The 18,716-nt window shown below is 60.5% G+C and carries 18 protein-coding genes; 8 read left to right on the top strand and 10 right to left on the bottom strand.

All coding sequences use genetic code 11. The annotated features are described in order from the left end of the window. The first annotated feature begins 22 nt into the window (after positions 1–22). Positions 23–2,890 carry a DNA polymerase I gene (polA, locus tag CLV45_RS19155; protein ID WP_100338264.1) on the top strand — a complete coding sequence of 956 codons (2,868 nt, stop codon included), beginning with the start codon at positions 23–25 and terminating at the stop codon, positions 2,888–2,890. Positions 2,891–2,966: 76 nt separating this feature from the next. On the opposite strand, the gene CLV45_RS19150 is transcribed toward polA, so the two are convergent. Next, positions 2,967–3,632 carry a glycoside hydrolase family 25 protein gene (locus tag CLV45_RS19150; RefSeq protein ID WP_100338080.1) on the bottom strand — a complete coding sequence of 222 codons (666 nt, stop codon included), beginning with the start codon at positions 3,630–3,632 and terminating at the stop codon, positions 2,967–2,969. Positions 3,633–3,894: 262 nt separating this feature from the next. Here CLV45_RS19150 and CLV45_RS19145 point away from each other — a divergent pair, with 262 nt between their 5' ends. From CLV45_RS19145 to CLV45_RS19135, 3 genes are all read left to right on the top strand, one after another. Then, the gene (locus CLV45_RS19145) at positions 3,895–4,239 is read left to right on the top strand and encodes a hypothetical protein (protein ID WP_100338079.1); all 345 of its coding nucleotides are present in this window, start codon (positions 3,895–3,897) and stop codon (positions 4,237–4,239) included. 188 nt (positions 4,240–4,427) lie between these two features. Continuing rightward, the gene (locus CLV45_RS19140; protein ID WP_100338078.1) at positions 4,428–4,763 is read left to right on the top strand and encodes a hypothetical protein; all 336 of its coding nucleotides are present in this window, start codon (positions 4,428–4,430) and stop codon (positions 4,761–4,763) included. Positions 4,764–4,830: 67 nt separating this feature from the next. Then, on the top strand, positions 4,831–5,250 hold the full coding sequence (locus CLV45_RS19135; RefSeq protein WP_100338077.1) for a DoxX family protein: 420 nt from the start codon (positions 4,831–4,833) through the stop codon (positions 5,248–5,250). A 14-nt stretch (positions 5,251–5,264) separates the two neighbouring features. Here CLV45_RS19135 and CLV45_RS19130 read toward each other — a convergent pair whose 3' ends face one another. Beyond that, complete coding sequence (locus CLV45_RS19130) at positions 5,265–5,726, bottom strand: hypothetical protein (protein ID WP_157807652.1); 462 nt, start codon at positions 5,724–5,726, stop codon at positions 5,265–5,267. Positions 5,727–5,901: 175 nt separating this feature from the next. On the opposite strand from CLV45_RS19130, the gene CLV45_RS19125 reads away from it, so the two are divergent. Next, entirely contained in the window at positions 5,902–6,903 is a 1,002-nt protein-coding gene (locus CLV45_RS19125; RefSeq protein ID WP_100338075.1) for a YpdA family putative bacillithiol disulfide reductase, read from the top strand. Between the two features lie 66 nt (positions 6,904–6,969). Here the strand turns inward: CLV45_RS19125 and CLV45_RS19120 are convergent, their stop codons facing one another. From CLV45_RS19120 to CLV45_RS19100, 5 genes are all read right to left on the bottom strand, one after another. After that, the gene (locus CLV45_RS19120) at positions 6,970–7,434 is read right to left on the bottom strand and encodes a hypothetical protein (RefSeq protein WP_100338074.1); all 465 of its coding nucleotides are present in this window, start codon (positions 7,432–7,434) and stop codon (positions 6,970–6,972) included. A 202-nt stretch (positions 7,435–7,636) separates the two neighbouring features. Further along, positions 7,637–8,122 (bottom strand): DUF5004 domain-containing protein, encoded by a 486-nt coding sequence (locus CLV45_RS19115; protein WP_100338073.1) that lies wholly within the window; start codon positions 8,120–8,122, stop codon positions 7,637–7,639. Between the two features lie 315 nt (positions 8,123–8,437). Continuing rightward, complete coding sequence (locus CLV45_RS19110) at positions 8,438–9,877, bottom strand: SGNH/GDSL hydrolase family protein (RefSeq protein WP_100338072.1); 1,440 nt, start codon at positions 9,875–9,877, stop codon at positions 8,438–8,440. 20 nt (positions 9,878–9,897) lie between these two features. Continuing rightward, the gene (locus CLV45_RS19105) at positions 9,898–11,148 is read right to left on the bottom strand and encodes an OmpP1/FadL family transporter (protein ID WP_100338071.1); all 1,251 of its coding nucleotides are present in this window, start codon (positions 11,146–11,148) and stop codon (positions 9,898–9,900) included. A gap of 131 nt (positions 11,149–11,279) precedes the next feature. Then, entirely contained in the window at positions 11,280–12,092 is an 813-nt protein-coding gene (locus tag CLV45_RS19100; protein ID WP_100338070.1) for a cyanophycinase, read from the bottom strand. A 468-nt stretch (positions 12,093–12,560) separates the two neighbouring features. Here CLV45_RS19100 and mgtE point away from each other — a divergent pair, with 468 nt between their 5' ends. Further along, on the top strand, positions 12,561–13,946 hold the full coding sequence (gene mgtE, locus CLV45_RS19095; RefSeq protein ID WP_100338069.1) for a magnesium transporter: 1,386 nt from the start codon (positions 12,561–12,563) through the stop codon (positions 13,944–13,946). Between the two features lie 429 nt (positions 13,947–14,375). Here the strand turns inward: mgtE and arfB are convergent, their stop codons facing one another. The 3 genes from arfB to CLV45_RS19080 all read right to left on the bottom strand — a co-directional run bounded on the left by arfB (position 14,376) and on the right by CLV45_RS19080 (position 15,931). After that, positions 14,376–14,783 (bottom strand): alternative ribosome rescue aminoacyl-tRNA hydrolase ArfB, encoded by a 408-nt coding sequence (arfB, locus tag CLV45_RS19090; RefSeq protein ID WP_100338068.1) that lies wholly within the window; start codon positions 14,781–14,783, stop codon positions 14,376–14,378. A gap of 48 nt (positions 14,784–14,831) precedes the next feature. Continuing rightward, entirely contained in the window at positions 14,832–15,263 is a 432-nt protein-coding gene (locus tag CLV45_RS19085) for a hypothetical protein (RefSeq protein WP_100338067.1), read from the bottom strand. Between the two features lie 71 nt (positions 15,264–15,334). Next, positions 15,335–15,931: a TetR/AcrR family transcriptional regulator gene (locus tag CLV45_RS19080; protein WP_100338066.1), complete on the bottom strand. Its 597-nt coding sequence runs from the start codon at positions 15,929–15,931 to the stop codon at positions 15,335–15,337. 80 nt (positions 15,932–16,011) lie between these two features. Here CLV45_RS19080 and CLV45_RS19075 point away from each other — a divergent pair, with 80 nt between their 5' ends. Beyond that, the gene (locus CLV45_RS19075; RefSeq protein ID WP_100338065.1) at positions 16,012–16,374 is read left to right on the top strand and encodes a VOC family protein; all 363 of its coding nucleotides are present in this window, start codon (positions 16,012–16,014) and stop codon (positions 16,372–16,374) included. A gap of 93 nt (positions 16,375–16,467) precedes the next feature. Further along, on the top strand, positions 16,468–18,528 hold the full coding sequence (locus CLV45_RS19070) for a M13 family metallopeptidase (RefSeq protein WP_100338064.1): 2,061 nt from the start codon (positions 16,468–16,470) through the stop codon (positions 18,526–18,528). Positions 18,529–18,716: the final 188 nt, after the last annotated feature.

Here is an 18,716-nt window from a genome sequence, read left to right as displayed (position 1 = left end):
GTTGCGTACCTTCGCCCTCACTATGACCGACGCCACCCAACCCCGCAAAAAGCTCTTCCTGCTCGACGCCTTTGCCCTGATTTACCGGGCCCACTTTGCCTTCAGCAAAAACCCGCGCATCAACTCCAAGGGCATGAACACCGGCGCCGTGCTGGGCTTTACCAACACGCTGGTGGAAGTGCTGCAAAAGGAAAAGCCCACCCACATCGGCGTGGCCTTCGACGCGGCCAAGAAGACCTTTCGTCACGAGCAGTTTGCCGAGTACAAGGCCCAGCGCCAGGCCATGCCCGAGGACATCGGCACGGCAATTCCCTACATCAAAAAGATTATCGAAGCCTTCAACATCCCAATCCTGATTATGGATGGCTTTGAAGCCGACGACGTCATCGGCACCCTGGCCCAGCGGGCCGAGGAGCACGGCTTCGAGGAGGTGTACATGATGACGCCCGACAAGGACTACTGCCAGCTCGTCACCGAGAAAATCAAGATTTACCGGCCGGCGTTTATGGGCAACTCGGCCGAGGTGCTGGATTTGGCCCACGTGCTGCAGCGCTTCGAAATTGACCGGGTCGAGCAGGTCACCGACATTCTGGGGCTGCAGGGCGACGCCTCCGACAACATTCCCGGCATTCCCGGCATCGGCGAGAAGACGGCCAAGGCGCTGATTAAGCAGTACGGCTCGGTCGAAAACCTGATTGCCAACGTGGACCAGCTCAAGGGCAAGCAGCAGGAAAACGTGCGCAACTTCGCCGAGCAGGGCCTGCTGAGCAAGGAGCTGGCCACGATTCACGTCAACGTGCCCATTCCCTTCGAGCCCGAGGAGCTGTGCTGCTCCGTGCCCGACGAGGAGAAGCTCACCGCGTTGTTCGACGAGCTGGAGTTTCGGCAGCTGGCGGCCCGGGTGCTCAAAACCGGCCCCGCCCGCACTTCGGCCACGCCGATTAGCCCGGCCAAGGGCAAGAAAAGCATGATTCCGACCGGAGCCGGCCACCAGGCTTCCCTGTTTGCGCCCCCGGCGGGCATTACCGAGTTTATTGAGGACGACGAAGCCGACGCGCTGCCCACCACCCGCCGCACTTTGGCCGAAGTGCCCCACAATTACCACCTGATTGATACGCCCGCCCTGCGCCAGGACTTGCTCAAGTTCTTGCTGCAGCAGAAGGAAGTCAGCTTCGACACCGAAACCACCGGCCTCGACACGATGACCTCCCGCCTGGTGGGCCTCTCCTTCTGCTGGCTGCCCGGCGAGGCCTACTACGTGCCCGTGCCCCACGACGACGACGAGGCCGCCCAGGCCCTGGTCGACGAGTTCCGGCCGTTTCTGGAGCACGAGGGTATTACCAAGATTGGGCAGAACATCAAGTACGATCTGACCATTCTCAAGCATTACGGCATCCGCATCGGTGGGCCCCTGTTCGACACCATGCTGGCCCACTACCTGCTGGAGCCCGACATGCGCCACAACATGGACGTGCTGGCCGAAACCTACCTGCATTACACGCCGGTATCGATTCTGGAGCTGATTGGGCCCAAAGGCAAAAAGCAGAAAACCATGGCCGACCTGCCGCCCGCGCAGGTTTCGGACTACGCCTGCGAAGATGCCGACGTGACGTTGCAGCTCAAGCACGTCTTTGAGCCCAAGCTCGAAGCCTTAGGCCTGCTCAAGCTGCTCAACGAAGTGGAAAACCCGCTGGTGCCGGTGCTGGCCGACGTCGAGTACGAGGGCGTCCGGATTGACTCCAGCGCCATGGGCGAATACTCGGCCCAGCTGCAGGGCTACATTACCGACATTGAAAAGCAGATTTTCGCGGCAGCCGGGCAGGAATTCAACATTGGCTCTCCCAAGCAGCTCGGCGAAATCCTGTTCGACAAGCTCCAGCTCGGGGGTGGCAAAATCAAGAAAACCAAGACCGGGCAGTACGCCACGGGCGAGGAAGTGCTCAGCGTGCTGGCCACCGAAAACCCCGTCGCCGCCCTGATTCTGGAGCACCGCCAGCTCACCAAGCTCCGCAGCACCTACGTCGAGGCCCTGCCCCAACTCGTGTGTGAGGCCGACGGCCGGGTGCACACCAGCTTCAACCAGGCCGTAACCGCCACCGGCCGCCTGAGCAGCACCAACCCCAACCTGCAGAACATTCCGATTCGGACCGAGAAAGGCCGGGAAATCCGCAAGGCCTTCGTCCCACGCGACGCCGACCATATCCTGGTGGCGGCCGACTACTCCCAGATTGAGCTGCGCATCATGGCCGACTTCTCGAAGGACGCCACCATGATTGAGGCTTTCCGGCAGGGTATCGACATTCACAGCAGCACGGCCAGCAAGGTGTTTAAAGTGCCGCTGGAAGCCGTGGACTCGGAAATGCGCCGCAAGGCTAAAATGGTCAACTTCGGCATCATCTACGGCATTTCGGCCTTCGGCCTGGCCCAGCGCCTGGGCGTGGGCCGCAAGGAAGCCGTGGAAATCATCGACGCCTATTTCGAGGAGTTTCCGGCCGTGAAGCAGTTCATGGACGCCAGCATCAACAAGGCCCGGGAGCTGGAATACGCCGAAACCCTGCTGGGCCGCCGCCGCTACCTGCGCGACATTAATTCCCGCAACGCCACGCTGCGGGGCTTCACCGAGCGCAACGCCATCAACGCCCCGATTCAGGGCACCGCCGCCGACATCATCAAGATTGCCATGATCCGCATCCACGAGTGGCTGGACAAGGAAAACCTGGGCACCAAGATGATTCTGCAGGTGCACGACGAATTGGTTTTTGACGCGCCCAAGCAGGAAGTCGACTACATCATTCCGCGCATCAAGGAGCTGATGATTGGGGCCCTGCCCCTGAGCGTACCGATGGAAGTGGAAGTGGGCACCGGTCAGAACTGGCTGCAGGCCCACTAACACACCCGAAACGCAACAAGCGAAGCGCTTTACCATAGCGCTTCGCTTGTTGCGTTTTCTACTGAATTAAACGTAACTACCCTTGCACGGCCAGCGCAGGAGCCGGTTCGGAGCTAGCCGGGACTGCGCCCCACAGCCGCCGCAAGTTATCGGCCGAGCCGTTGAAATTGTCACGGTCGCAGGGGCCGATGCCATCGACGGCGAAGGGGGGCAATCCTGTTTGGCCATTGGTGTGTTGCCAGAGCGTCCAGGTGTTCCACTGGGGCGGGTGAACTGGCTCGGCTACGGCGGCCCAGTCGGTTATCCACAGCCAGCATTGCTGCAGAATAGAACTGTTCTGGGCATCGTTTTGCAACAAGTAGCCGTTGGTGGCATACAAGCCCGGATAACGGCCGGTAGCCTGATACACTTGCTTTACGAAGTCTTCGGCCTGCTGCAGCCCCATGCTGGCCCCTGCTCCGGTGTCTTCAAAGTCCAGCACCAGCAAATCGGTAGGGCCGGGCTGCACCGTGCTCAGAAAATGGTTGGCCTGGGCCGTGCCATCCTCGTTATGCCCCAGATGATAGGCGCCCCATAGCAAGCCAACGCCCAAGGCCAATGGCTTGCGGCTGGCGTACAGGGGGTCCACATCGGTAAGGCCCTCGGTGGCTTTGTGAATCAGACCCAGAATTCCGCTACTGGCTACAGTGGCAAAATCAATGGTCGATTGGTAGTGCGAAACGTCTACAACGGCGTCAATCATGGTGAAATAATTAAAAGGTGAATTATGTAAGCAATACCTCACTCAGTAGCTGACCAGCCGCGAACCGGCGTGCTGCTGAATGACACAAAGGAACAGTGCGCGCCCCCCGGGTTTCAGCGTATAAACCCCTGAATTACACTTGCAGGTACTATTACCTGCATCCCGTAGAAACACCTGAAAATGCCCTCGCTACCCTTCCGATGGGGGTAGTGCTCGGCTTGCCCTGCTATGGCCACCCCCAGGCCGGTTCGGCTCCACGCCCGTGTACACTACGGTCGGCTACGACGAGCTGCTGCGTGTCTTTAAGCAGCGCGGGCGCCGTGGCGACACGCTGTTGGCGCCGCCAGTTATCTACCGGGGCAGTGTGTACAGCGGAACCGTTACCTGCCAAAAACAACCTCAGTTCGAAGTGCATCTGGCGGAGCAGCCGTTGTTGTCGCAGCGCCAAACCGTCCGATTAACCAACCCGTTTGGCGGCGCAGAATACCCGGCCTCTTATTCCGTTATCTACCGGCACTGCCTGGTGGTCCTGGTTGCGCCCGGCAAGTTTGCGTGTTACCGGCTGCAGGATTTGCGCCGCAATGAGCTGCTGGAGCAGCAGCTTTAACACCCAGCGTTTCGAGCAGCACTGGATTTCCAACGACCAGCTCATTGGCTGGCGCACTAAGCAAGCCTACGCTTACGACACGATTCAACATGCTCGGCACACGGCTAAGCCAGCCTTGCCTTTTGCCAAACAGCCGAAGCTTTTCGAGGACGAGCGTTTCGTTTGCTCAATGGAATGCAGCGGGGAATTTGGGGTTCCTGTATTTCTACGACAAGCAAACCCACCGGACGCACTACGCCGACGCCACGTGTGGCACTTTAGTCTGGAAGCAGGACGGGCAGTATCATGTGCTGGCTTCCCTGGCCCACATGATGGGCAGTGCGGGCAGCGCCGTCATTCCGGCTCCCGAAAAGCTGCCGCTGGTTTCGGTGCCGCGCATTGCCGCCCAGGACGGGCAATACAGCTTTCCTTCCTCGGTTCCCAATCCGGCGGTTCACCGGGTTTTTCCTTATAAGGAAAACGAAGCAGCGTGCCTGCTGCTTGATAACAGCTGCGTTGGCAAAGTAGAGTGGGCAAGTCGCTAAGAACCGACTCTTACTACCGGCGCCCCGTATAGCTGAGCAGCACGCCTCCACTCTCAGCTCAAAGCTCATGACTTCTCAGCCTTCCACCACTACTGCCCAGAACGTGGCCCGCCTCGGCCTGGGCGCCTTTATGATCGTAGCCGGCCTGAGCCACCTCACCGTGGCCCGCCGCGAGTTTCAGGCCCAGGTCCCCGATTTCGTGCCGCTCGACAAGGACACGGTGGTGCTGCAGTCGGGCGTGGTCGAAATCGGCCTGGGGCTGGCCCTGCTGCTCTGGCAGCGCCGCCGCCGGGAAATGGGCCTAGGGCTAGGACTGTTCTACGCGGCCGTATTTCCCGGCAACGTGCACCAGTACACCCACCATATTTCCGCCTTCGGCCTCGACACCGACGCCAAGCGCCTCGGCCGCCTCTTCTTCCAGCCCGTGCTCATCGGCACGGCCCTGTGGTCGACCGGGGCCCTGCAGGGGCGGCAGCGCCGGGCGTAACGGCCCCAAAGCTTCTACTGCACCCCGAAGGTCGTGAGCGTCACTACGGTCTGGTCGGGCTGCACCACGGTGCTCTTCAGCACCAGCCGGCTTTCTTCCAGCGTCACGATGTCCATTTGCACGGCGGCCACCCGGCTATATTCGGGTAGTTGCAAGCTGATGGTGGTATAGTCGGGGTGCACGTCCCAGCTGCCTTTCGACTGCTGGGGCTTGTCGGCGCAGCGGTTGGCACCCTCGTTTTGTTCCAGGGTTTTGTCGGCGCTGAAGCGCAGGTAATTGTCCTTTTCGCAGGGCTGCAGCAGGGCGTAGCCATCCACGGTGCCGGCCTGGGCACCGGTAGAAGTAATGGAAATGGCTTGGACCTGCCAGTTTTTATCGAGCAGCAGGGCGGCTTTCGAATCGGTTTTCTCCTTTTTGCAGCCCGCACTCAAGCTTAGTGCCAGGCAAACCAGCCAAAACAGACGTACACGTTGCATAACAAGCCAACTGCGGGATGAACTGCCAAGTTACGCAGTTTGGTCTGGAACCCAGAAGTTGCATCCTCCCCCCGTCAGGTAGAACCCGCTGGTCTTCCTTAAGCCAAGCTGGCCCGGGCGGGTATCTTCGCTTTTTTGTAAACCAGAAGCAAAGCTCCCGGGTATTAGACGTGTTATGCTGGAAAATATCAATTCTGCTGCCGCGCCGGCCGCCTACGACGTGGTAGTTATCGGGGCTGGGCCCGTGGGCCTGGCCTGCGCCCTGGAAGCGCAGCGCCGGGGCCTGAGCGTGTGCGTGGTCGATAAAGGGGCCCTGGTCAATTCCCTGGTGGGCTACCCTACCAACATGGAGTTTTTCTCCACGCCCGAGCTGCTCGAAATCGGGGGCTACCCTTTCCCCACGGCTCATTATAAACCCCTGCGCGAAGACGCCCTCGACTATTACCGCCGCGTGGCCGTGGCCGAAAACCTTACCCTGCGCCTCTACGAGCGGGTGTTACGCCTCACCGGCACGCCCGGCGCCTACGAAGTCGTGACGGAGAAAGGCACGCTGGCCACGCGCTTTGTCATCGTGGCGACTGGCTTTTTCGACGTGCCCAACCGCCTGGGCGTGCCCGGCGAAGACGCGCCGCACGTGAGCTACTACTACAAGGAGCCCTACGCCCACATGGGGCAGTCGGTGGTGATTATCGGGGCCAAAAACTCGGCGGCCAAAGCGGCGCTGCAGCTCGTGCGGGCCGGGGCCCAGGTCACGCTGGTGGTGCGCGGGGCCGCCGTGTCGGAGTCGGTGAAGTACTGGATTCGGCCCGACTTGCTCAACCGTATTGCCGAAGGCCGAATTCGGGCTTTCTACCACACGACGGTGCAGAGTATTTCGGCGGCGGGCGTTACCGTCGTCACACCCGGGGGTGAGCAGCAGCTGCCCGCCGACTACGTCTACGCCCTGACCGGCTACCGCCCTGACTACAGCCTGCTCGAAGCTCTGGGCGTTTCGTTTCAGGACGACGCGGCCCGCACGCCGACCCACAATCCGGAAACCTTCGAAACCAACCGGTTGGGCGTGTTCTTGGCCGGCACCGTGTGCGGGGGCCTCAACACCAGCCGCTGGTTTATCGAAAACGGGCGCCACCACGCGGCCATCATTGCGGCCCGCCTGGCAGAACCACAAGCAGACTAATCCCCACGCCAAAAGGCCCGTTCTGGTAGCAGAACGGGCCTTTTAGCGTATGGGTGCGGCAGCGCTTTACAGGGCGCTAAACGTGTAAATTTCCGAGTAGGAATCGGCGCCCAGCGTTTGGGTAATGCGAAGCTTCATGGTGTTGGCACCCAGCTCAACCAGCTCAAAGGGAATCACTACTCCCCCCAGGTCGGGCGAGTCGAGCAGAAGCTTGGTTTGATCGGAGTTAAAGTCCCAGGTGCCGCTGCTTTGCTGGTCGCCATTCGGGTCGCACTTGAGCTTGCCCTCGTCCACGGTCACCTTTTTGTCGGAGCTGAATTTGGTGAAGTTGTCTTTCTCGCACTCGTCGTAATCGGCAAACTCATCGTAGCTCGTGGTTTTGCCGCCGCTAGTAATGCTACTCACGTCAGCAATCAGCCGCCAGTTGCGGGCGGTGAGCAGCGAGGTTTTAGAAGGAGCCGCTTCTTCCTCCTTCTTACAGCCCGTAAAAGCACAAGCCAAGGCCAGAATGGCAATAGGTAAACGTTTCATAGAAAATGATAAAAGGTAGAACGACTTGCTGCTGGCCAGGCCAGTGCACAACGCCTCCAAACCAGTGTTGGGGAGGCGGGGCCCAGCTAGAGCAGCCTACAAAGCTAGCAGAAGATAAATGCCGGCCCATTCGGCACCGGACCTAGCTCCCCGGGGCGGCCCACCACTACCGGCAGGCCACCCCGGGGGCAAACGGCCAGGCTTACTTCTTGGCGTAGGTATACGTAAATTTGTACTCGGCATTCTCAATGCGGCGAATACCACTTAGCTTCAGCGAGTTATCATTGAGCTCCACGAGGTTAAAGCTGCTGTTGCCCAGGCTTTGGATGCTGGTTTTGAGCACGGTTTCGTTGCTCTCGAACGACCAAGTGCCGGCATACTGCTGAGGACTGGTGGGCTCGCAGCGCGAGGGGCCTTCGTTGAGCACGCAGCTGCCGCTGGTTTCGTAGCGCATCAAATCGTCCTTGTCGCAGTCGTCGAGGTAGGGAAACAGGTCGGTTACGATGGTGCCGTCATCTGCCCGCAGGCCGGGGGTCACGGTCTGGCCCGTCAGCACCCAGTCTTTGCCCGACAGCATCTCGGTTTTGGTTTTGGGAGCGGGCTGGTTTTCCTTGTCTTTCGTGCAGGACGAAACCAGAGTAGTAGCGGCCAGCAAAGCCAGCATTGGGAAGCGGAAGTGCGTTTTCATAGCGCAGGTAGGAAGAAGGAGGTTGGGAAAAAGTATTGTTGCCCCGCCAGCAAGACGCCGGCTGCGAGTGTGCAACAAAGGTAGAATGCCGCCTCCGCGGCCCGCAAAAACGGCTCCTCACATGATTCGGCCCTAGCAACCTCCAGCGGCTCCCGCTATACATTTAACAATATTTTATTGCATCACATTTATATGTAGCCTTTCTCAGTTTCCGGTAGCCAGTCGGGCCCGGGGCGGTAGCAATCTGGTGTAGGGGCATAAAAAAAGCTCCTTCCCGGAAACCGGGAAGGAGCTTGTTAAGGCAGAAAGCACCCTTTATTGGGGGAACCGCACGCCCCGGTAATTACCGGCATTCACGAACGGCACCGAGGCCCCGTACGTCGCGTTGATGGCCTTGATCATCTCGTTGGCAACAATGGCGTAGCCACGGGGCGTGGGATGCACACCGTCCAGCGAGAACAGGTTGCCGGTGATGTAAGCCGACGTGTTGTTGATGTTATTGGTCACGATACCGCCGCCGCTTACTACCGTGAAGAAGGTGTTGGCATCGAACAGAGCCAGACCTTTTTCAGCCGCCTTGTTGCGGATAGTCGTGTTGAAAGACGTCAGCGCCGTGCGAATTGCGTTTTGCTCCGAGTCATCCAGTATAAAGGCGCTGGGAATCGGGTTTTCGTTGGTTACACCAAATACCTTGGTCGTATCGATGCCATAGGCTGCGAGGAACAGCGGGAAACCAATGGCGGGCTGCCCGCTCTGCCCGTAGATGTAACGCCAGGGACGACCCGTAGGCGTACCAACCAGAGGCAGAAACGGCGCGGCGGTCAGGGTGAACAGCTGCCGGCCAGTGCCGGCGGCATCCTTGATATCTGCCGTCGTGATAGGCTTGCGGTTAGTATAGCCCGGAGCACCACCGGCCGCCGAGCCCGACATTACGATGAGGCCAGGAACCTGCTTCGACTGCAGCGTGGCCTTAAACGAGGGGCCTACGGTGGTGAAGAACGGAATGGTCGTCACGTCGGGAATGGTTGCCAGCACACCTTTGGCACCATTGGCCGTCAACACGTTCACAATACGGTTGTACTTGAGCCGGAAGGTATCCGTGTTGGTAATGGTAGAAGCCGCGGCCGTGGAAGCCCCACCAGTGGTAGCGTAGCCCAGCACGTCGTTGTTGCCGAGCCAGTTAGTGAAGAACGTAGCAGTGGCGGCCTCGGCCTTCACGCGCTGGAAGTAGGTCTGGGTGGCGCTGGCCGTGGGCGTAATCCGCTCGAAGTAGGGGTTGCCCTGGGTGCTGCCGTAGCCCGGCGTCTGGATGTCGGCCAGGCGGATGCCAGGCACGCCCAGGTTGTTTACGGGGCCGTCGTAGCGCGTGTAGAGCAGCGGCGAGGCGCTGCGCACGGCCAGGTTGCTCGTCACCGAAGCCGTTACCGGGCTACCGTTGACAATGCCCACCAACCGCAGGTAGCCCGAGCCGTTGCTTTGCGCTTCGGTGAACAAAGGCTGGTTGAAGTCGCCGCCGCCGGCTTGCTTGAACTGCCCGGCCAGCAGGTTGGGATACGAGCTGAGCTGGCCTTCCAGGTACAGGCCCCCATCGGAGTAGCCGGCCGTCAGGGAGTTGCCCACCGAGATGTAGCGGGTGAAATCAGCCGAGCCTTTGCTGACCGGGTACTGATCCTCGATGTCGGGCTGACAAGCGGTAGTAAAACCCAGCCCCAGCAGTGCCACCGGCACCAACTTGCGAAACAATGTAGTATTCATGAGACGAGAGGCGATGGGAATTAGAAGTTATAATTCAGGCCCAGACCCGGAATTACGATGTTGGTCTTGTAGGTGCCGGCAATCCGGTCCGTCGTTTGGTTGTTGATCAGGTCCTGCTGGCTCTGGCTGCGCTTCTGGAAAGTCACAAACTGCGTGGAGAGGTCTACGCTGAAGTGCTCGTTCACCGCGTACGAAGCCCCAACGGTACCGCTGAAACGGTCGGCGTCGGGCGTTTCGGGCGTTACGTAGCCGTTTTTCACCGGTGAGTTGTCGTAGGCGCCACCCACGCGGGCCGTAAACTTATCCGTGACCTTGTATTGGCCGCCGAGGCGGAAGGTGAAGGCATCCTGATAGTAGCGCTTCGAGGTCGAGAAGTTCGAGGGGCCCACTACGTCGTTGAAGGCAAACTCCAGGTTGCGGTAGGCGCTCCAGTTCACGTAGTTGATATCGGCCCCGATGGTCAGCTTCTCGGTGGGCATAATCCCCAGACCCAGGCTGGTGGTAGCCGGCAGCGGCAGCGTCGCGCCAAACTTGGTGGCTTTGAACGACGAGGCGAAGGCCGCGCCGATGCCCGTGAAGGTTACGTCGCCGTCTTCTACCTGAGCGTCAATCTTGGACCGGTAGCTGATGCCCACCGACAGCTTCGAGGAAGGCTTGAAGAATACGCCGGCGTTGTAGCCAACTTTGGTCTTGGCTTTGCCGTCCAGCTCAATGTGGCCGTAGGAATCGGGCAGGGCAATATCCTTTTGCAGGTTTACGGCGCCGTAGGCCAGCACCGTCACGCCCACGCCCACGCTCAGCTGCTCGGTCAGGGCGTAGCTGAACGTTGGCTGCACGTAGATAGACTTCAGGTCGATGTCGGTCAGAGCCGTGCGGCCTTCCCAGCCTTCGGCATACTTGAGCGTGCTGCCGAAGGGCGTGTACACCGCAATGCCGGCGCGGAACTTGCCCTCGGCGGGACCGAAGCTAGCAAACAGGCCGAAGGGCGTGCTGATGGAATTGCGCAGCTCGCGCTGGGTAGTGCTACCCTCGGCCACGAAGGCGTTGCGGGCAAAGGTGAGGTTGCCGCCGAGCTGCACACCCCGCTCCCGCACCATGGCGAGGGCACCGGGGTTGTAGAACATGGCTGCCTGGTCCAGGGAAAGGCCTACACCTACGCCGCCCATGCCGTTGTTCTTTATCCCGGCCAGCGTCACTTGGTATCCACCCGCTGAGGCTGCCGTACCCGAGAGCAGCGCACCACCCGCGAGGAGTAGAGTTTTTAAATTCATAAAAAAAGGGGAAAGGGTGAGAATGAGGGGTTACTGGGATTAAATGTAGGGAGAAAAATGAATTAAATAGTCGGCGTGCCGACTATTTTCATTGGTGGGCAAACAGCGTTTGCAGCCCAAAAATGCAGCTATTATTCCTCATTTACTACCTGCCGGGTTTTCAAATTGAGCCGTTGCCCGCTCACTAGCAGGTGCACCCGGAAATCCTGGGCGGCCACGGGCTCCCCGCGGCCGATGCGGCCCAGGTTGTTGCCGTGCATGTGCTTGCCATCCACGGCCATCACCACGCCGTCGCCAAACACTTCGGCTTCCTGCCCCCGCCGGATGATAACGCCGGTTTCCTCGGCCAGGCCCAAGCCCAGGCACATGGAGTGCGTGAGCATGGCGTGGGCCAGGCGCCCAAAGCGGCCCCGCTCCACGAAGTGCTGGTCGATGAGCACGCCGCTGATCAGGCCCAGGCCGTGGTCGGTGCGGATGCCGCCCTTGCGCAGGGCCCGCCAGCCGTAGCCCGACACGAGCATGTGCTCGGGCATCACCGACGCCCCCGCGCTGGTACCGGCCACGATGAAGTCGGCCTGGGTGTGGTAGCGGTGAATCAGCTCGCGCAAAAACTCGGTACCACGCAAAAACTCGGTTATCATTTCCTGGTCGCCGCCGGTAAAAAAGACCAGGCGCGACTCTTTTAAGCGGCGCAGCGAGGCGGGCTTGTCGGCCGAGTGGCGCTCGTCGATCTTGACGTGGCACACGTTGGTGGCGCCCAGCTCCTTGAGGGCCTTGCTGTAGTTGCCGGCCGTCACGGTGGCGTCGCTGGCGGCCATGGCCAGAATCAGGATGGGCGCGGCCGGGTCGGCCAGCATATCGACGAGCAGGGCCAGCAGGGCATCGTCGTCGCCGCCGCCGAGGGCCACGAGCGTTCCGAGGGGTGACGAGGACGACTGGGGCATAATAAAAGGAGTAAGCAGGTTCAAATGTACACGGGATATCGATTTCCCAACGGGGCTGGCCGTGGGGAGTTGCCACCGTTGAGCTACTTAATAAGGTGGGTAGAAAGGGAAGGGCGTTACCAATTTGATTTATCGGGCCTTACCGAGCGGGTTATGCAAACATTATTTTTTCGAGGTGACCCAGGCAAAACCACGGCGGCTGAACCGGGCGCTAGGGCCGGCAACAGCCCTTGTCGGGCCGGCGGCAAGGGCCCAGAACCGGGTAGCAGCAGCTCGGCGGCACCGAAACCAGCCACCGCGGATAAGTCCAAGATTTGCGCCCGGGTCCGGGAATTGCCGGGCCAGGTTTGGCGTTACGGAAAATGATGGACTACCGCGCGGCCGGGCCAGTTTTTTGGTCTACTTTTGCGCGCCGAATTACTCACTCAATCTGCTGCCTAGCGAAGCACCTCCCTCCTGACTTTTTCCATGAATCAGCACCCGACCACTGACCAAATTACGTCCCTGATTCAGGAGGGCGAGTTTTTCAAATTAAAGGAAGTCCTCAAGTCGTTTGAGCCCTCGGAGCTGGTCGAGCTCATCGACAACGAGGAGGAGCGTGAGCAGCTCATCATCTTCCGCCTGCTGCCCCTCAAGCTGGCCACCGAAGTATTCGAGTACCTGGACCTGGACATTCAGCGCCACTTTCTGGCCAACCTGTCCCAGGACAAGATTTCGGACATTCTCAACGAGATGTCGCCCGATGACCGGACGGCCCTGCTGGAGTTTCTGCCCGACGACTTCGTGAAGGAGCTGATTCAGACCCTCTCGGAGCCGGAGCGGCGCGTGACCCTGGAGCTGCTGGGCTACCCCGAGTACTCGGTGGGCCGCCTGATGACGCCCGACTACATTGCCATCCGCGAGAACTGGTCCGTGCAGCAGGTGCTCGACTACATCCGGCGGCACGGCGGGCAGTCCGAAACCCTGAGCATGCTCTACGTGACCGACAACCGCGGGGTGCTCATCGACGACATCCGCATCCGGGAGTTCTTGTTGGCCGAGCCCGACCGGCGGGTGAGTGAGCTGATGGACCGCCGCTACGTGAGCCTGAACGCCATGCAGGACCAGGAAGCGGCCATCGACGTGTTTCGCAAAAACGACCGGGTGGCCCTGCCCGTCGTCAACGACGACGGGGTGCTGTTCGGCATCGTGACCATCGACGACATTCTCGACATCCGGGAAGAGGAAGACACCGAGGACATTCAAAAGCTGGGGGGCTCGGAGGCGTTGGATGAGCCGTATCTGGCCACGTCCATCTGGAGCATGGTCAAGAAGCGGGCCGGCTGGCTGGTAATTCTGCTCATCGGCGAGATGCTGACTACCTCGGCCATGCACCACTTCGAGGACGATTTGCAGAAGGCCGCCGTGCTGGGTCTGTTTATTCCCCTCATTATTTCGGCCGGCGGCAATGCCGGCTCCCAGGCCACGTCTCTCATCATCCGGGCCATGAGCCTGGGCGAGTTTACCCTCTCCGACTGGTGGCTGGTCATGCGGCGCGAAATCATTTCGGGCCTGCTGCTGGGTGGTATCCTGGGCGTGGTGGGCTCGTTGCGCATCATTCTCTGGGCCAACTACATTGACCCGGGCTACTTCGGTCCCTACTGGCTGCTGATTGCCGTTACCGTGGGCTTTTCCCTGCTGGGCATCGTGCTCTGGGGCGCTTTATCGGGGGCCATGCTGCCGATGCTGCTCAAACGCCTGGGCCTGGACCCGGCCACTTCCTCGGCCCCGTTCGTGGCCACGCTCGTGGACGTTACCGGCCTGATTATCTACTTCTCGGTGGCCACGATGGTGCTGCGCGGCACTTTGCTCTAAGCCGCCGCCGGGAGCAAAACGTCGGAAGTCCTTGCCGAGAATGCCGAAGCCCTTTACGCTGTCCAGAAAGTCACTTTCGCGGCCTCGTTAACCACTAACGTATCGTCATTAGTGACTAAGGCGTGCTCGGTAGTCATTAATGACGATACGTTAGTGACTAATGCTTCCGCAGAAGTGGCTAACGTATGTTCGGTAACCACTTTCCCTTCCCCGTTAGTGGCTAACGCGTCCTCGGTAGCCACTAAGGAGGAAGGGAAAGTGACTTTCAACGGCAAGAGAAGGGTTTAGCTGGCGGTCAGAGCCAGAATGTCGGCTTTGGAAGTTTACGCCAGCCTTTCGACAAAAGCAGCGCAAGATGCTTGAACCGCCCGGCAGCATCCTTAATGAAGCAGTGGGCCCGGGGCCGCGAATACGCCGCTTTGCTGCGGGCTAAAAATCCAGCTTGCCGCGGTTAGCCTTCTTTTCGCCGTGCTTTTTCTTGGACTCCAGGCGCTGCCGGACGGCGCCTTTGCTGGGCTTGGTAGCCTTCCGGGGCTTGGGCTTGTGCAAAGCCTTGCGCAGGGTGTCGTAGAACTTCTGGACCACGATTTCCTTGTTGCGCAGCTGGCTCCGGTCTTCCTGGGCCGTAAGCAGCAATTCACCTTCCGTCGTCAGCTTCGAGGCCAGCTTTGCCAGCAAGGTCTGCTTCTGCTCGTCCGTGAGCAGCTGGGAGTTGCCGAGGTGGAAGCGCAGCTCCACCCGGGACTCTACCTTGTTCACGTTCTGGCCGCCTGGTCCGCTGCTGCGGCTGGTTTGGAACTGGAGCTCGGGTAAGAAGGCGTCGGCGGGAGGAAGCATAGGGCAGAAACGGCGGAAACGCGGGAAAGTTAACGGAATACGGGTGGGTTAGAGCTGCTGCCAGAGCAGGAAGCTCAGCACCAGCAGCCGCAGCGTCCAGGCCAAAGTACGGAGCCAGTTGGTGCGCACCAGCCCGTCGATGGTAATGTAGTTGTAGCCGTCCCGGGTCAGGCGGTTGTGAAACGGCACCGAAATAAAGAAGGTCACCAGCCAGATACCTACTACCAGGGCCAGGCTCCACCACACGGCCGGGCCCAGCGCGCGGCCCACCCAGGCCAGCCAGCCGCTCAGTCCCAGCTCGGCCACCATCGGGCCCATCACCACCCAGCCCATGCGCCGCAAATGCGCCTGATGAAACGCCCCGAAGCCCGCGGCCGGCACCTGGGCAAAGCCGGGGTAGTGGGTGAGCTGCACCATCCAGATAACGCCGGTGAGGTAAGCCGCCAGGACCAGGTTGAGCAGCAGTAGTTTGAGGAGCATAGGGTTGGTGTTGCCGGTGAGGTGGCATCCGGGGCCACATACGCAGAAAGCCGCGGCGTGGCGCCGCGTGGTTAGGGAGCTTGCAGGGCCGCTACCACCACTTCCAGGGCTTGGTTCAGCTTCTGCTCCATGTCCTGAAAGTCGGCGGGCAGGTGCAAGCTCCCGTTCAGGGCAAAGCGGATCAGCTGGTAGAGTGGGGCAAAGGCCACGGCCCAATATACTTCGACTGGCAACTCCCGCAGCTCGCCCCGTTCCCGGGCGTGGCGGTAAAAGGCCCGGCGCTGCTCCCGAAACTCGGGATTCTCGCGGGCCGCCACGGCCGCAAAGTGGGGTGAGTTGATAAACTGCTCGGTGAAGGCAAACTCCAGCGGGTGCGCCACGAAGTAGTGAAAGGTATTGTGCCAGAGCACGCGCAGGCCCGTAGCCAGCGGCATCGTGGCGTCGAAACCCGCCAGCATGGCTGCATCCCCCTGCTGCCGCACTTCAAGGTAAAGGGTGTCGAGCAAATCCTGGCGGTTCTGGAAGTAGAGGTAAATAGTGCCGGGGGCAATGCCCGCCCGGGCCGCGAGGCGGGGCATACTCAGGCCGTGGAATCCTTCCTCCACTATCATAGCCAGGGCCGCCTGCCGGATAGCCTCGGCCTTGTCGAGCTGTTTCTGCTTAGCCATTATACAAAAATGAAAGACCTTTCATTTTTAGTTTTATCTTTGTTTCTCATCCTGTTACTCAACCTTAACTCCTGACTATCATGCAGCTCAACCACCTCAACCTGCCCGTGCCCGACGTGGCCCGGGCCCGGCAGTTTTTCGAAGAGTCCTTCGGCTTTACCTGCACCGACGTGAAGGGCGACAATGCCCTGGTGGTACTCCGCGGGCAGGATGACTTCCTGCTGGTGCTCATGCCCCTGCCCGAGGCGCAGCCCACTTACCCCAAGGCGTTTCACATCGGGTTTATGTGCGCCACCCCGCAGGAAGTGGAGCGCAAATATCAGCAACTGCAGGCCGCCGCGGTTCCTGTTGAGCAACCTCCCCGCAATCTGCGCGACACTTATACCTTCTACTTTCAGGCGCTGGATTTCCTGCTCGTGGAAGTAAGTGCCCCCGCCGCCTGAGCCGGCCGCTGGAAAGATGAGCATTTCCCGGCGAAGGAATGCGGGCGGCGCAGTATCTTGCTCTGACTATTCTTCCCCTTCTCAGCCTTTTCTATGCTTTCTGTTTCCTCGTTCCGGCCCTGGCGGCTGGCGGCTCCCCTCCTGCTGGGCCTGGCCCTGACGGGCTGCAACTCCGGCAACAAAGCCGGCGGCGCGGGTCAGCCCGACCTGCTGCAAGCCAACCTCGACACCACCGTGCGCCCCGGCGACGACTTCTTCACCTACGCCAACGGCGGCTGGCTGAAGCAGCACCCGATTCCGGCCTCCGAAAGCTCCTGGGGCATTGGTAAGGAAGTGCAGAACGAGGTGTACGCCCGCCTGCGCGCCCTCAACGAGGAAGCCGCCAAGGCCAACGCCGCGGCCGGCACGAGCCAGCAGAAAATCGGGGACTTCTGGGCCACCGGCCTCGACTCCGCGGCCATCGACAAGCAGGGCATTGCGCCCCTGAAGCCCGAGCTGGACCGGATTGCGGCCATCAAGTCGGTGGCCGACGTGCAGAGCGTGGTGGCCCGCCACAAGGTGCTGGGGGTGAATTCCCTCATTGGCCTCTACGTGGCGCAGGACGCCAAGAACAGCGACAAAATGGCCCTGCACCTCTACCAGGCGGGCCTGGGCCTGCCCAACCGCGACTACTACTTCAACAAGGACTCGCGCACCAGCAACATCCGCAAGGAGTACGTGCGCCACGTGGCCCGCATGCTGCAGCTCACCGGCCAGGACTCCGTAACGGCCCAGCGCCGCGCCGGCCAGATTATGCAGCTCGAAACCCAGCTAGCCGGCTCCTCGCGCAAGCTGGAAGATTTGCGCGACCCGTACGCCAACTACAACAAGCGCGCCGTGGCCGACCTGGGCAAAATCACCCCCGGCCTCGACTGGACGCCCTGGCTGGCCCAGATGGAGCTCAAAGCTGATACGGTGATTGTGGGTCAGCCCGAGTTTTACCAGAAAGCCGGGCAGCTGCTCAAGTCGGTGCCCCTGGATCAGTGGCAGGCGTATTTGCAGTGGCACCTGGTGAATGCCTTTGCCAGCCAGCTCAGCCGCCCCATCGACAACGAGCATTTCCGCTTCTACGGCACTACTCTGCAGGGTAGCAAGCAGCAACGGGCCCGCTGGAAACGGGTGCTGGACGAAGAGGAAGGCGGCATGGGTGAAATCCTGGGCCAGCTGTTCGTGAAAGAATACTTCGCCCCCGAAACCAAGGAGCGCTACGCCAAGCTGACTCAGAACGTGGTGGAAGCCTTCCGGGAGCATATCCAGGCCCTGACCTGGATGAGCGACTCGACCAAGCAGAAAGCCCTGGTGAAGCTGACCAAGATTACGCCCAAGGTAGGTTACCCCGACAAGTGGCGCGACTATTCCAGCCTGGAAATCAAGCGCGACTCGTACCTGGCCAACGTGATGCGCGCCAACGAGTGGCAGTACCGCTACAACATCCACAAGCTGGGCAAGCCCGTGGACCGCACCGAGTGGGACATGACGCCCCAGACGTATAATGCCTACTACAACCCCAGCAATAACGAAATCGTGTTGCCGGCCGCCATCTTCGCCATTCCCGGCCTGGAGGACAAAAACGCCGACGACGCCATCATCTACGGCTACGCCGGGGCCAGCACCATCGGCCACGAGCTGACCCACGGCTTCGACGACGAAGGCAGCCAGTTTGACGAGAAGGGCAACCTGCGCAACTGGTGGAGCAAAAAGGACCGCGCCGCCTTCCAGCAGCGCGTCAATGGCATCGTGCGGCAGTTCAACGGCTACACCGTCCTGGATTCCTTGCACATCAACGGCAAGGCCACGGCCGGCGAGAATATTGCCGACCTGGGCGGCATCGTCATTGCCTTCGACGCCTTTAAAAAGACCGAGCAGTACAAGAAGGGCGAGAAAATCGGGGGCCTGACCCCGACCCAGCGCTACTTCCTGGGCTATGCGCTAGGCTGGCAGAATCACCAGCGCAACGAGGTGCTGGCCCAGCGCATCCTGACCGACGTGCACTCCCCGGCCCAGTACCGCGTGAATGGCCCCTTCGCCGACGTGCCCGAGTTCTACGAAGCCTTCCAGGTGAAAGAAGGCCAGAAGCTCTGGCGCCCCGACAGCACCCGGGTGAAAATCTGGTAGAGGAAAAAAACCGGCCCTTGCGTGACAAAACGTGTCATTGCGAGGAGGCACGACGAAGCAATCAGTCCTCTGCGCAGTACGACCTGCCCTTTACCCAGAAAGCCCTTTCCCGCACGAGCAGGAAAGGGCTTTTTATTATCGGGATGTAGAGACGCATACTTGCGTCTCGTCGTTGAACGACGTAGTGG

The organism is Hymenobacter chitinivorans DSM 11115, from assembly GCF_002797555.1.
Classification (GTDB): domain Bacteria; phylum Bacteroidota; class Bacteroidia; order Cytophagales; family Hymenobacteraceae; genus Hymenobacter; species Hymenobacter chitinivorans.
This window is presented reverse-complemented; position numbering and strand designations above follow the sequence as displayed.

Bases quoted from the DNA above. Each gene is read 5' to 3' on its own strand.
- CLV45_RS19085 (WP_100338067.1), bottom strand. From the start codon at position 15,263: ATGCTCCTCAAACTACTGCTGCTCAACCTGGTCCTGGCGGCTTACCTC.
- CLV45_RS19110 (WP_100338072.1), bottom strand. From the start codon at position 9,877: ATGAATACTACATTGTTTCGCAAGTTGGTGCCGGTGGCACTGCTGGGG.
- CLV45_RS19120 (WP_100338074.1), bottom strand. From the start codon at position 7,434: ATGAAACGTTTACCTATTGCCATTCTGGCCTTGGCTTGTGCTTTTACG.
- CLV45_RS19100 (WP_100338070.1), bottom strand. From the start codon at position 12,092: ATGCCCCAGTCGTCCTCGTCACCCCTCGGAACGCTCGTGGCCCTCGGC.
- CLV45_RS19075 (WP_100338065.1), top strand. From the start codon at position 16,012: ATGCAGCTCAACCACCTCAACCTGCCCGTGCCCGACGTGGCCCGGGCC.
- CLV45_RS19135 (WP_100338077.1), top strand. From the start codon at position 4,831: ATGACTTCTCAGCCTTCCACCACTACTGCCCAGAACGTGGCCCGCCTC.
- CLV45_RS19130 (WP_157807652.1), bottom strand. From the start codon at position 5,726: ATGCAACGTGTACGTCTGTTTTGGCTGGTTTGCCTGGCACTAAGCTTG.
- polA (WP_100338264.1), top strand. From the start codon at position 23: ATGACCGACGCCACCCAACCCCGCAAAAAGCTCTTCCTGCTCGACGCC.
- CLV45_RS19070 (WP_100338064.1), top strand. From the start codon at position 16,468: ATGCTTTCTGTTTCCTCGTTCCGGCCCTGGCGGCTGGCGGCTCCCCTC.
- CLV45_RS19115 (WP_100338073.1), bottom strand. From the start codon at position 8,122: ATGAAAACGCACTTCCGCTTCCCAATGCTGGCTTTGCTGGCCGCTACT.
- CLV45_RS19150 (WP_100338080.1), bottom strand. From the start codon at position 3,632: ATGATTGACGCCGTTGTAGACGTTTCGCACTACCAATCGACCATTGAT.
- mgtE (WP_100338069.1), top strand. From the start codon at position 12,561: ATGAATCAGCACCCGACCACTGACCAAATTACGTCCCTGATTCAGGAG.
- CLV45_RS19080 (WP_100338066.1), bottom strand. From the start codon at position 15,931: ATGGCTAAGCAGAAACAGCTCGACAAGGCCGAGGCTATCCGGCAGGCG.
- CLV45_RS19125 (WP_100338075.1), top strand. From the start codon at position 5,902: ATGCTGGAAAATATCAATTCTGCTGCCGCGCCGGCCGCCTACGACGTG.
- arfB (WP_100338068.1), bottom strand. From the start codon at position 14,783: ATGCTTCCTCCCGCCGACGCCTTCTTACCCGAGCTCCAGTTCCAAACC.
- CLV45_RS19105 (WP_100338071.1), bottom strand. From the start codon at position 11,148: ATGAATTTAAAAACTCTACTCCTCGCGGGTGGTGCGCTGCTCTCGGGT.